This is a genomic window from Croceicoccus sp., assembly GCF_983967925.1.
In genome coordinates this window covers 1-11,957 of sequence record NZ_CFETID010000011.1, presented here as the reverse complement: position 1 = coordinate 11,957, position 11,957 = coordinate 1, and the positions used below count along the sequence as shown (strand labels likewise).

Below are 11,957 nucleotides of genomic sequence, written 5' to 3'. Positions count from 1 at the left end.
AGTGTCGCACGTAATGAAAACCGGCGTGTCTGCTTACCACGACATTCCCGTCCTTCAGCCTAATCCCTCCGCCTCACACTAATCCCAGCTTGGTCAACTGCCCCAGCAGCCTGCCGGGCAGCACGTCGCCCGGCTCCTCGCCCTCGGCCAGATCGGCGGGCGCGTCCTCGTCCTTCAGGTATCGCCAGCCCTGATGCGCGCGGCGGGGGCGGGTCTGGACGCGGATCAGTTCGGGCGCGAGGTGGATCCACCAGCGGCCATTGTCCTGCTGCTCGAACCCGGTGATCGGGCTGCGCGCCACCAGCGCATGTTCGTGGATCCAGTAGAGCGAGCCGCCCTCCAGCTCGTCCACCCGCTTCGGGCAATAACGCGTGTTCAGCGACAGGCGCGGGCGATTGGCGAACCAGCGCTCGATATCGTCATAGCTTTGCGCGCCGAAAGCGATCTTGGTCAGGTGAAGGGGCATCAAACCCAAGATAGGGGGCCGGCGCGGCTACTCAAGAATTCAGCCGACCAGACCCGACGCGACGGCAAGGCCGAGGAAGGCGAAAAACCCCATCGAATCGGTGATCATCGTCACGAACACCGATGACGCGACCGCAGGGTCCTGATCCAGCCGGTCGAAGATCACCGGCACCAGCACGCCCGCCATGCCCGCCGTGATGATATTGACCACCACCGCCGCCGCGATCACCCCGCCCAGCATCGGAGTGAAGATCACCGCCGTCGCCGCGCCGATCAGCGCCGCCACGGTGATGCCGTTGAGCAGGGCGACGCGCATCTCGCGCCAGATCACGCGGCTGGTGTTCGACCGCGTCAGCTGGTTCATCGCCAGCGCGCGCACCGACACCGCCATGGTCTGCGTGCCCGCATTGCCGCCGATGCTGGCGACGACGGGCATCAGGATCGCCAGCGCCACCAATTGCTCGATCGCCGCGCCGAACGCCGCGATAATCAGCGAGGCGACCAGCGCCGTGCCCAGATTGGCGATCAGCCAGCGCACGCGCTGCGAATAGGAGGTGCGGATCGGCTCGTTGATGTCGCCTTCGCCCGCGCCCGACAGCAGCAGCGTATCCTCGCCCGCCTCTTCCTGAATGATATGCGCGACGTCGTCGGCGGTGATCTGGCCGATCAGGCGGCCGCTCTTGTCCACCACGGCGGCGGAGATCAGCGCGTATTTCTGAAAGCGCAGCGCAACCTCTTCCTGATCCAGATCGGCGGGGATCAGCGTCTGGTCGCGCTTCATCACGTCGGCGATGGGCACGCTGCGCGGGGTGCGCAGGATCCACGACAGCTGGCAGGTGCCCAGCGGCCGATGCGCGGGATCGACGACAAAGACCTCCCAGAACTCGGTGGTAAGGTCCGCGTTCTCGCGCATGTAGTCGATCAGGTCGCCGATGGTGATATGTTCGGGCACCGCGACCAGATCGCGCTGCATCAGGCGGCCCGCGGATTCCTCGGGAAAGGACAGCGCGCTTTCGATGGCGGCGCGGTCCTCGGGCTCCATCTCGGCAAGGACGGCGGCCTGGTCGCTGGCGTCCAGATCCTCGATCAGCGCGACGGCGTCGTCGGTTTCCAGCTGTTCGGCAATGCCCGCGACCGCGTCGGGCGGCAGCGATTCCAGCAGATCGTCGCGAACGTAATCGTTCATTTCCGAAATGACTTCGCCGCTCATCAGATCGGCGATGCCGCGGGCGAGGGCGGGGCGGTCCTCGCGCGGCAGGATTTCGAAAAGATCGGCGATGTCGGCGGGATGGAGCGGCTCGACAAGGTCGCGGACGTCGGTCTCGGCGTCGTCCTGCAACGCCTCGCGCACCGCCTCGACGAATTCGGGCTTCAGCCGGTCGTCCTCGTCCAGCCGTTCGGCGCGGGCTTCCTCGGCGTCGCTGACCCGCTCGGCCTCTTCCGCGGCGATGATATCCTCCAGCGTCGCCTGTTCGGCGTCATGCTCTCTGGAGGGGTGGAGATCGTCGCGGTCCATCAGTGCCGGTGTCTAGGATGCTGCACCGCGAAATCAACCGGGAAACTTGGGTTTCCCCATTGTGGACGGCTTGTGGAAGAGTCTGTGGATCACGCTGTGGGAAAGCGCGGCATAAGCCTGTGGGCAGGGCGGCATAGGCTGTGGGCAGAGGTGGACAGTCGCAGGCGTGACATATGCCGCCGATACCCTATATGCGGTTGCGACCCCGCAGAAACGCTCCGCCGACAGGAGCGACAAAGGAGATTCCATGTCCGAGGATAAACTCACCCTCACGCTCGACACCGGCAATGGCGAAACCGGCGACGTCGTGATCAAGCTGCGCCCCGACCTTGCCCCCGGCCATGTCGAGCGCATCAAGGAACTGGCCAATGAAGGCTTCTACGACGGCGTGAAGTTTCACCGCGTCATCCCCGGCTTCATGGCGCAGGGCGGCTGCCCCAACGGCACCGGCATGGGCGGTTCGGACAAGCCCGACCTGAAGGCCGAGTTCAACGACCACCCGCACACGCGCGGCGTCTGCTCGATGGCGCGCACCTCCGCGCCGCACAGCGCCAATTCGCAGTTTTTCATCTGCTTTGACGATGCCCGCTTCCTCGACCGCCAGTACACCGTCTGGGGCGAGGTCGAGGAAGGCATGGACCACGTCGACGCACTGCCCAAGGGCGAGCCGCCGGCCAATCCGGGCAAGATCGTCAAGGCTACCGTTTCGTAATTCGAGCCGTCAGTAGTGTATGAAAGAGGGGCGCCTTTGGGTGCCCCTTTTTTGTGCTTTCCGGATACGACCGATTGCGAACTAATTGGCGCGGCAGTAACTTCGCTCGATGATGACCACTGGCGACATACCCCTCATCGCATGTGCACTGGCGCTCGCTGCACTTGTGGCTGCCTTCGCGCTGCTTGCAGCTAGAAAGCTCGGAGCCAGTAGCATTCTTGCAATGCTTGTTGGAACATTCACCTTCCCATTGCTCTTGATGACTATTTACGTTGCTCTCTGGAACTACGATCCGCACGGAATTGCTCTGATCGCATTTATGTTGCTGGGCTTGCTAAGCCTGCCGGTCACGTTCATATCTGCGCTCGTTGTTTCACGACGGCTCGCATAGACTAGCCCCTGCGCGATGTCCGCTTCCCACCCCATTCCCGCCGTTCGAGGCAACTCGCGACGATCTCGATAGCCGACCTTCATTAATTCTGTTCGTTATTGATGCGCTGGCCCCAGCCACGGCAAAGCCGCGGCTGTGACGTCGAACGGCTCGCTGCGGGCCCGATGGCCCGCGCGGCCGCCGGCCGCACTTTCGCCACTGGCGAATTAGGTCTCCGCTCGCTTCGCGATGCTCGCCCTAATTCGCGGGCTACAGTTTTGCACTCTGCAGCCAGTCATGGAAAATCCGCACGGGGCGGGTTTCCAGCGCCTTGGGGCGGCAGACGAACCAGAAGCTGTAGGGGCTCTCGATCTCGAGCTCGGGAAAAAGCCTTGCCAGCCGTTCGTCGCGCGCGCGGGCAAGGTGGTCGCCGTGCATGATCGCGATGCCCAGCCCCTGCGCCGCGCCTTCCAGGATCAGCGCGCCGGAATCGAAATGGTCGACCAGCGGCTCCTTGCGCGTGTCGATGCCGACCGCCGCGCGCCATGCGTTGAAACTGAGATCCATGTCCGAATGGACAAGGTAGTTCATCTTCTCCAGCCGCGCTGGATCGGGCACCGTGCCCAGCTCGTCCACCGTCTTGCGCGAGGCGATGGCGTGCACCTTGTTCTGGTCCAGCCGCACTGCGTGCAGCCTGGGATCGATCTGGTCCGCGATCACGATCGCCGCGTCGATCGATTCCCCCAGCCGTGCCATCGGATTGGGCGAGCTGTCGATGTCGATGTGCAGCGCCGGATACAGCTGCCGCAACTCGGGCAGGCGCGGCATCAGCCGCTGTTCGCCGAACAGGGGCAGCACGTTGAGCCGCAGGCGCATGATCTTGTTGTCGGCCATCTGCCGCCCGACCTGCTCGGCCAGCTCGTCCAGTGCGGGGGCGACCGCGTCGAACAGGGCCTGCCCTTCTTCGGTCAGCTTCATGGTCTGGTGGCCGCGATTGAACAATTTGCGGCCCGTATAATCCTCAAGCGCGGTGACGCGGCGCGACAAGGCCGACGGGCTGAGCGCCAGTTCGGCGGCGGCCGCCTTGGCGGAACCCAGCCGCACGATACGGACGAACGCCTCCAGCGAGCGGAGGGGGGGAAGGCGGCGTGTCGCCATCAATCGGCACTTTCGTCGTCTGCGGCGGGTTCGTCCGCCGGCGGATGCAGACGAATGCGTTCGACATGGCGTTCGTCGCCCGCGATCACTTCCAGCTTCCATCCGCTGGCATGTTCCAGCACCTCGCCCACTTCGGGCACGCGTTCCGCCAGTACGAAGGCAAGCCCGCCCAGCGTGTCGACCTGTTCCTCGACCACCGCAAGCTGCGGATCGACGCGGCGCGCCACGTCGATCAGCTGAACGCGCGCATCGGCGTCCCACATGCCTTCGTCTATCGGCACCAGCAGTTCGACCGGCGCGTCGTCGTGCTCGTCCTCGATGTCGCCGACGATTTCCTCGACCAGATCCTCGATGGTGATGACGCCGTCGGTGCCCGAATATTCGTCGACCACGATGGCCAGATGCACCCGGCGCGAGCGCATGTCGGCCAGCACGTCCAGCGCCCCGCGCGCCTGCGGCACATACAGCGGCTGGCGCATCAAAGTCGTCCAGTCCTTGGGCGGCGCCCGGTTTTCGGCCAGAAAGGGGAACACGTCCTTGATCAGCATCATGCCGATCACATGGTCCAGCGTTTCGGAATAGACCGGCAGGCGCGAATGGCCGTGCTCGGCAAAGGTCGCGACCAGCGTGTCCCAGCTTGCCGCGCGGTCGATCGCGATGATCTCGCCGCGCGGGATCGACACGTCGTCGGCGTCCTTTTCCGAGAAATGGAGCAGGTTGCGCAGCATCTGCCGCTCGATCTGCGACAGATCGCCGTTCTCATGCGCGGGGCCTTCGCGGCCTTCCTCTTCCTCGTGCTCGTCGATGGCCTCCTCGATCTGCGCGCGCAGCGATTGCTCGCCGTCGCCGCTATCGAAGAAAGCGCGGATTCGGTGCCATAAAAGGCGCCTGTCCGGCTCCGCAGAGCCGGTGTCGGTACTGTGACTGCTTTCGGCCATGACCGGCCTTTCGAACCCTTTACCAATGTCCGGCCGGTGGGGGACCGGGCGCGGCCAGTTTCACGAAAGATAGGGATCGGCAATCCCGAGCCGGGCGAGTGCCCGAACCTCGAGTGCCTCCATCTCCTCGGCCTCGGCTGCCCCGGTCTCGTGGTCGTAACCGGCGAGATGGAGCAATCCGTGAATCACCAGATGCGTTGCATGAACTGCAAGTGCAACTGATTTTTCCGCCGCCTCGCGCATGCAGGTCTCGCGCGCCAGCACGATATCGCCCAGCATGGCGGGCGCGCCGCCGTTCTTCATCTCGCTCGCGCGCAGCACTTCCTCGCGCGAGAGCATCGGAAAACTCAGCACATTCGTGGGCTTGTCCTTGGCCCGCCACTGGCGGTTGAGCACCTGAACCTCGGCATCGTCGGCAAAGACCACGCTGACCAGCATGTCGGGATTGGCCAGCTCCGCCGCCTCGGCCCCGATGGCCTCGGCGGCGCGGTGGGTCAGCTTGTCCCAGTCCACATCGTCGCCCCATTCGGGCGATACGTCGAGTTCCAGCGTCGGTGCGGTCATGCGAATCCCCAGGCGCGGCAGCGGTCAGCCCGCAACGCCCGATCCCTCATAGGCATCGACGATACGCCCCACGATCGGATGCCGCACGACATCGGCAGAGGTGAAGCGGCTGACCGCGATACCGTCCACGCCTTCCAGCCGGTCGACCGCGTCGGCCAGCCCCGAATGGCGGTCGCCGCCCGGAATATCGACCTGCTTGGGGTCGCCGCACACCACCATCCGGCTGTTCTGGCCGAACCGGGTGAGGAACATCTTCATCTGCTCGCGCGTGGTGTTCTGCGCCTCGTCCAGAATGACGAAGGCGTCGGCCAGGGTGCGGCCGCGCATGAAGGCGATGGGCGCGATCTCGATCTCGCCGCTCGCCAGCCGGCGTTCGACCTGTTCGGGCGGCATGCAGTCGAACAATGCGTCATACAGCGGGCGCAGATAGGGATCGACCTTGTCCTTCATGTCGCCGGGCAGAAAGCCCAGCTTCTCGCCCGCCTCGACCGCGGGGCGCGAGAGGATCAGGCGCTGCACGCTGCCGGTTATCAACTGCGCGACCGCCTGCGCCACCGCCAGATAGGTCTTGCCCGTCCCCGCCGGACCCAGCGCAAAGATGACATCGTTGCTGACCAGCGCCTGCATATAGGCTTCCTGCGCCTTGGAACGCGGGGCGATGGTCTTCTTGCGGGTGCGGATCATGATCTGCGGGCGGCCATTGCGGTTCAGCCCGCCGCCAAGCCCGTTATCGTCCTTGCCGGTGACGATTCCGTCCAGCGTAGGCTCGCTGCTCATCGCGATCAGCGCATCGACTGCGCCCGCATCGAGTTCGAAGCCTGACAAAAGCTGCTGCTGCATGCCCGCCAGCACGTCGCGGGTGCGGGCGACGGCTTCCTCGCTCCCCTCGATCTGCACGCGATTGCCGCGCGCCGAGATATAGACGCCGAGGCGGTCCTCTATCTGTACGAGATTGCGATCGAATTGCCCGAACAAGGCGCCAAGCATCTCGGCATCGGGGAATTCCATCTCGGTCCGGGCGCGGGTCGCGGCATTCGCCGTTCGGTCGCCAGTCGGTCCGGTGCGGTCGGGCCAGTTGCCCGTGGGTGCCGTGGGTGCGGCAACGCGCGCGTTCTTGCGGCTCACTCGTGCTCCTTGTCACGACCGGAGGCCGGGCCCGACTCGGACTGCGACGAAAACCGGCCTGTTGCAAGGTTCAAGATAGGATCGCCGCGCCCTTAGGCAAGCCGCGCCGCGATCAGCGCAAGGGGATATCCACCGATCCCTGTTCGCCGCCCGGAGAGTTCTCTACCGCCTCATCCGCGTGAATGGCGGCGGCGGTACGGCGGCAGGCAGAGGACTGCGGCCCGCATTGCCGCGCCGCGATCACGGTTTCGCCGTCGCTCATCAGCAATTCGCCGCTGCGTCCGCGCGCCACCGCGGGTGAGGCGCGGAAGAAATCGGCCAGTTCCTGACGTGCGGCAGAGCGGAACGTCTCGCATTCCTTCACCTGCACATTGCCGGTGCGCAGCCGTCCCTCGACCAGACGCAGGCTGCCCGAGATCGCGGCGGGGCAATCCATCCAGATGGCGAAGCGCCCATCATGCAGCGACAGGACCGGGCGGCCATCGGGCGCGCCGGGCGACATGATCTCGAACGGCGCTGCGTCGAGCGGCGGGGCCTTGGGGTCCTTTGGCCCGCTGTCGATCTGGCTGAGCGTGAGATTGTGGTCCCGGCCCGCCAGCATGATCTTGCCCTCGCGGTTACGTCCGATCAGCGGCTTGTCCGCCAGCACAGAGGCGAGCGCCGCATCCACCTTGCTGTCGCCGCAAGTGCTGGTCTTGCGCTCCACCTGTCCCAGCGCAAAGCTGCGGGTGAGAGGGATGTAAAGCGCCTCCATCTGGTCGCAGCCCAGCCAGCGCAGATAGGACTGGCCGAAATGCACGGTGGCCACGTCGTCCTGCAGATCGGCGGTCGGCACGCCGTCGACCGCGGTAACCAGCCAGCCCGTGCCCGCCAGGCCGAATGGCAGGGGCGCAAAGCCGGGGGCAAGCTGCAACCCGTCAGGGTTGGGCGGCGTATCGGACATCTCCTCTGCGTCGGCGGGCGCGGTCAGGGGAAGCGGTTCGGCGGCGGGATCGCGTTCGGGCGCGGCATCGCAGCCGCTTGCCAGCAGCATGACCGGCACGGCGAAAGCGGCTCTATTCAGCACCATGCGGCGGAAATGACGTCGGCGTTGCAGGGCGGTTACTCCTTCGGCATGCTCGTTCGCATGTCGGCTTTCGCGCCGCAAGCGCCATGGAGATGCTCATGCGTATGAACACTGCCCCCTTCGCCGCCCTTCTGCTGCTGGGCGTAGCCGCTTGCGGATCGCCGCCCGCCGACGATAGCGCCGCGCCTGCGGATACGGCGGATGTGGCCGAAGCTGCAGCGCCGGACACCGCACAGGTCGATGCCTTTCTCGCGCAGCGCTTTGCCGGAGACGGCGAGGTTTCGGTCGCCACCGCGCCGGTCGATCTGAACGGCGACGGCGTGGACGAGATCGTCGCCTATGTCAGCGGGCCGATGCTGTGCGGAACGGGCGGATGCAACACGCTGGTGCTGCAGCCCGAAGGCGACGGTTTTGCGGTGCGCATGGATGCCAGCGTCTCGAACCTGCCGGTCACCGTGCTCGATAGCAGCAGCGAGGGCTGGCGCGACATCGGTGTCCGCATCGGCGGCGGCGGGGGTGAGAGCGGCCATGCCGTAATGCGCTTCGACGGAAACGCCTATCCGTCGAACCCCACCGTGCCGCCCGCGACGATAGAGGACGAGGTGGCGCAGGGCCCGATGGGCGAGATCCTGATTGCCGAGGACGCATGGGATTCCATGCGCCCCCTCGACACCGGCGGCGACTAGAGGACCCGCGCTTCCAGCGAATTGGGTCCGGCGGCCAGCAGTTCGACCTTTACCAGATCGCCGATCGCGGCATTGGCCCTGTCCGGATCGGATGCGAACCATGCCGATTGCAGCCACGGGGTCTTGCCCAGCCACTGGCCCGGCTTGCGGCCCTTGCGCTCGACCAGAACCTCGCAAGTCTTGCCGACCGAACTCTGGTTGAAGGACAGGCTGTCGCGCTGCAGCGCTGCCTGAAGCCGCTGTAGCCGCTCGTCCATCACTTCCTTGGCGATCTGGTTTTCCATGGTCGCGGCAGGGGTGCCGGGGCGCGGCGAATATTTGAAGCTGAACGCGGCGGCATAGCGGATGGTATCGACCATCTTCAGCGTATCCTCGAACTCCGCATCGGTTTCGCCGGGAAAGCCGACGATGAAATCGCCGCTGATCGCGATATCGGGCCGCGCGCTGCGGAACCGTTCGATCAGTTCGACATAGCTTTCCGCGCTGTGGCTGCGGTTCATGGCGGCCAGCACGCGATTGCTGCCCGACTGCACCGGCAGATGGAGATAGGGCATCAGCTTGTCGATCTCGCCATGCGCGGCGATCAGCGCGTCGCTCATGTCGTTCGGATGGCTGGTGGTATAGCGGATGCGCTGCAAATCCGGCAGCGCGGCCAAAGCGCGGATCAGCCCGTCAAGCCCGACAGCACGGCCCTTGTCGTCCTCGCCGTCCCACGCATTGACGTTCTGGCCCAGCAGCGTGATCTCGCGCGCGCCAGCATCCACCAGCCGCTTTGCTTCCTCGACCAGATCGACAAAGGGCCGGCTGGTCTCCGCGCCGCGCGTATAGGGCACCACGCAATAGGTGCAGAACTTGTCGCAGCCTTCCTGCACGGTCAGGAACGCCGAAGGGGCGCGCTTTGTGCGGCCCGGCAGCGCGCCGAATTTGGCGTTGGCGGGCATGTCGGTGTCGGTCACGCGCTCGCCGCGGCGGGCCTTTTCGATCATGCCGGGCAGGCGGTGATAGGCCTGCGGGCCGACGACCATCTTCACGTCGGGGCTTCGCGCCATGATCTCCTCGCCCTCGGCCTGCGCGACGCAGCCCGCGACCGCGATCAGCGGGGCGGAGCCATCCTCGCGCCGCAAGCGGCCGATGTCGGAATAGACCTTCTCCGCCGCCTTTTCGCGAATGTGGCAGGTGTTCAGCACGACAAGGTCGGCATCGCCGCCTTCGGGGGCAGCGGACATGCCCTGCGCGCCCAGCAATTCGGCCATGCGCTCGCCATCATAGACGTTCATCTGGCAGCCAAAGCTTTTGATGCGATAGGTCTTGGGTTCGGAAAGGGAAGTCATGGGGCGCGCCCTTACGCCTTTGTCGCCTTGTTTGCGAGTCCCAAGGCTGCCGCCAGCCGCTGCTCCACCGCGGCCGCCATCGCCTTGCGTCCGGCCAGTTCCTCGCCCTCCAGCGGGCGGAGGAAATGCACCGTCAGTTCGACGGGGCGGGCGCGGCGCAATATCTGCAGGAAATTGTCCACGCCCGGCTCGTCGCCCACCCATGCGATGTCGGCGGCCTGCGCGTAATGGAGCAGCACGGGGACCACCGGCACGTCGGGCGGCGGCGGGTCGATGGCGGACAGCAGGCTGCTCTTGATCGGCAGCAGGGCGGTGCCGGGTCCGGTGGTGCCTTCGGGAAACAGGGTCAGCACGTCGCATTCGTCGATCGCGGCGCGGATCTGGTCGACCTGCCGCGATACCGTGTGCCTTTGGGAACGGGCGATGAACACGGTGTCGTTCATCTCGCACAATCTGCGCAGCACGGGATGACCCTGCAGCCCGTCATGCGCGACAAAGGCGGAACGCGCGGTCGCCGCCAGCGCCGGGATGTCGATCCAGCTGACATGATTGGCGAGCAGCATCGCGCGGCGGGGCGCGGTTCCCTCGATGCGGATGTCGACCCCGGCGATGAAGGCCAGACCCGCCAGGAACACCGGCGGCACCGGATTGCGCCCCGGCAGCAGGGCCAGCAGGTAATAGGCGGTGACGCAGGCGGCCAGCCAGATGGCCATGGCCGCCAGCCTGACCGGCGCGCGCCAGCCCCAGCCGTCTTTGGTCACCGGCGATCAGTCCCGGTCGAGGCGGACGCCGTAAAGCTCCATGCGGTGATCGACGAGACGAAAGCCCAGCTTTTCCGCGATCTGGCGCTGCAACGCCTCCAGCTCGGGGTCGACGAATTCGACGACCTTGCCGGTTTCGACATCGATCAGATGATCGTGATGCGCTTCGGGAGACGCTTCGTACCGGGCGCGGCCATCGCCGAAATCGTGTCGGTCGAGGATGCCCGCCTCTTCGAACAGGCGGACGGTGCGATAGACCGTGGCGATGGAAATGCCCGGATCGACGGCAGAGGCGCGCTCGTGCAGTTTCTCGACATCGGGATGGTCGGTGCTTTCGGACAGCACCTTGGCAATGACGCGGCGCTGTTCGGTGATGCGAAGTCCGCGTTCGGCGCAGATCGCTTCGATGTCGATCGGGTTGGGCACGGGGTTGAAGCCTTGGATAACAGGTTGAAACGGAAAGGGCGGCTGCGCCGCTTCGCCGCGATCATAGACCGCGTCAGCGTCAACGCAACCGCCCTGAACCGGTGTGTGCGATCCGGCCTGTTTCGGGGATGGGGGATATGGACAGGCCGGATATTTCGCAGGGGATGCCGGGCCGTTGGCCCAGGGCCAGTTCAGGCCTTTTTGCGGCGTGCGCCGGGCTTGCGTCCCAGACCGATCTTCTTGGCCAGTTCGCGGCGCTTTTCCGCATAGTTGGGGGCGACCATCGGATAATCGGCGGGAAGGTTCCAGCGCTGGCGATAATCCTCGGGGGTCATGTTGTAATGCGTCATCAGGTGACGCTTGAGCATCTTCAGCTTCTTGCCGTCTTCAAGGCAGACGATGTAGTCGGGCTTGACCGAAGCGCGGATCGACACGGCGGGTTCCGGCGGCTCTTCCTGTTCCTGGCGTGCATCGCCAAGACCGGCCAGCGCGGCATAGACATTGCTGATCAGCGAAGGAACGTCGCCAACCTGCACGTTGTTGTTGCTGACGTGGGCGGCCACGATATCCGACGTAAGTGTAATCAATGTCTCGTTCACGTCGGGGGCGGGATTATCCATGAATATTATCCTTTCAATACGGTTCTTCTTCGCCAGGTGGGCCACCCCGAAAGCCACCGGCGGCAGGCGACCTATTATGCATCATATATTAAATTACAACTATTCTTCAGATAAATCCGTGAAAAAATCCCTATTTAAAATTTGAAAAATGCAGGTAAATGCAATTATACCAGCCTGCGCTGAGGCTGACTCATTTTGGGGATTCCCGAGGCGACGAAA

At 65.0% G+C, this 11,957-nt stretch carries 14 protein-coding genes; 3 read left to right on the top strand and 11 right to left on the bottom strand.

Going from position 1 to position 11,957, the window contains the following annotated elements:
• Positions 1 to 73 precede the first annotated feature (73 nt).
• Both AC4FIJ_RS07960 and mgtE read right to left on the bottom strand, forming a co-directional pair.
• A complete protein-coding gene (locus tag AC4FIJ_RS07960; RefSeq protein ID WP_490336259.1) occupies positions 74 to 466 on the bottom strand; it encodes a DUF1489 family protein in 393 nt (130 codons plus the stop codon).
• A 39-nt stretch (positions 467 to 505) separates the two neighbouring features.
• Entirely contained in the window at positions 506 to 1,981 is a 1,476-nt protein-coding gene (gene mgtE / locus AC4FIJ_RS07955; protein WP_490336180.1) for a magnesium transporter, read from the bottom strand.
• Positions 1,982 to 2,228: 247 nt separating this feature from the next.
• Between mgtE and AC4FIJ_RS07950 the strand changes: the two genes are divergently transcribed.
• Entirely contained in the window at positions 2,229 to 2,693 is a 465-nt protein-coding gene (locus AC4FIJ_RS07950) for a peptidylprolyl isomerase (protein ID WP_490336179.1), read from the top strand.
• 109 nt (positions 2,694 to 2,802) lie between these two features.
• Positions 2,803 to 3,084, top strand: a complete 282-nt coding sequence (locus tag AC4FIJ_RS07945; protein WP_490336178.1) for a hypothetical protein — start codon at positions 2,803 to 2,805, stop codon at positions 3,082 to 3,084.
• Positions 3,085 to 3,333: 249 nt separating this feature from the next.
• Here AC4FIJ_RS07945 and AC4FIJ_RS07940 read toward each other — a convergent pair whose 3' ends face one another.
• The 5 genes from AC4FIJ_RS07940 to AC4FIJ_RS07920 all read right to left on the bottom strand — a co-directional run bounded on the left by AC4FIJ_RS07940 (position 3,334) and on the right by AC4FIJ_RS07920 (position 7,917).
• Positions 3,334 to 4,221: a LysR substrate-binding domain-containing protein gene (locus AC4FIJ_RS07940; RefSeq protein WP_490336177.1), complete on the bottom strand. Its 888-nt coding sequence runs from the start codon at positions 4,219 to 4,221 to the stop codon at positions 3,334 to 3,336.
• Positions 4,221 to 5,159 (bottom strand): hemolysin family protein, encoded by a 939-nt coding sequence (locus tag AC4FIJ_RS07935; protein ID WP_490336176.1) that lies wholly within the window; start codon positions 5,157 to 5,159, stop codon positions 4,221 to 4,223. Before AC4FIJ_RS07935 ends, AC4FIJ_RS07940 begins: the two co-directional genes overlap by 1 nt.
• 60 nt (positions 5,160 to 5,219) lie before the next feature.
• On the bottom strand, positions 5,220 to 5,723 hold the full coding sequence (gene ybeY / locus AC4FIJ_RS07930) for an rRNA maturation RNase YbeY (protein ID WP_490336175.1): 504 nt from the start codon (positions 5,721 to 5,723) through the stop codon (positions 5,220 to 5,222).
• A 24-nt stretch (positions 5,724 to 5,747) separates the two neighbouring features.
• Positions 5,748 to 6,731, bottom strand: coding sequence for a PhoH family protein (locus AC4FIJ_RS07925; RefSeq protein ID WP_490336258.1), 984 nt, complete (start codon positions 6,729 to 6,731; stop codon positions 5,748 to 5,750).
• Positions 6,732 to 6,960: 229 nt separating this feature from the next.
• Positions 6,961 to 7,917 (bottom strand): hypothetical protein, encoded by a 957-nt coding sequence (locus AC4FIJ_RS07920; RefSeq protein WP_490336174.1) that lies wholly within the window; start codon positions 7,915 to 7,917, stop codon positions 6,961 to 6,963.
• 95 nt (positions 7,918 to 8,012) lie between these two features.
• Here AC4FIJ_RS07920 and AC4FIJ_RS07915 point away from each other — a divergent pair, with 95 nt between their 5' ends.
• Positions 8,013 to 8,600: a hypothetical protein gene (locus AC4FIJ_RS07915; RefSeq protein ID WP_490336173.1), complete on the top strand. Its 588-nt coding sequence runs from the start codon at positions 8,013 to 8,015 to the stop codon at positions 8,598 to 8,600.
• On the opposite strand, the gene miaB is transcribed toward AC4FIJ_RS07915, so the two are convergent.
• The 4 genes from miaB to AC4FIJ_RS07895 form a co-directional block, all read right to left on the bottom strand.
• Entirely contained in the window at positions 8,597 to 9,931 is a 1,335-nt protein-coding gene (miaB, locus tag AC4FIJ_RS07910; RefSeq protein ID WP_490336172.1) for a tRNA (N6-isopentenyl adenosine(37)-C2)-methylthiotransferase MiaB, read from the bottom strand. The two genes, AC4FIJ_RS07915 and miaB, sit on opposite strands and share 4 nt — an antisense overlap.
• Positions 9,932 to 9,942: 11 nt before the next feature.
• Positions 9,943 to 10,692 carry a lysophospholipid acyltransferase family protein gene (locus AC4FIJ_RS07905; protein ID WP_490336171.1) on the bottom strand — a complete coding sequence of 250 codons (750 nt, stop codon included), beginning with the start codon at positions 10,690 to 10,692 and terminating at the stop codon, positions 9,943 to 9,945.
• Between the two features lie 6 nt (positions 10,693 to 10,698).
• Positions 10,699 to 11,118: a Fur family transcriptional regulator gene (locus AC4FIJ_RS07900; RefSeq protein WP_490336170.1), complete on the bottom strand. Its 420-nt coding sequence runs from the start codon at positions 11,116 to 11,118 to the stop codon at positions 10,699 to 10,701.
• A gap of 191 nt (positions 11,119 to 11,309) precedes the next feature.
• Positions 11,310 to 11,738: a Ros/MucR family transcriptional regulator gene (locus tag AC4FIJ_RS07895; RefSeq protein ID WP_490336169.1), complete on the bottom strand. Its 429-nt coding sequence runs from the start codon at positions 11,736 to 11,738 to the stop codon at positions 11,310 to 11,312.
• Between the last annotated feature and the right edge of the window lie 219 nt (positions 11,739 to 11,957).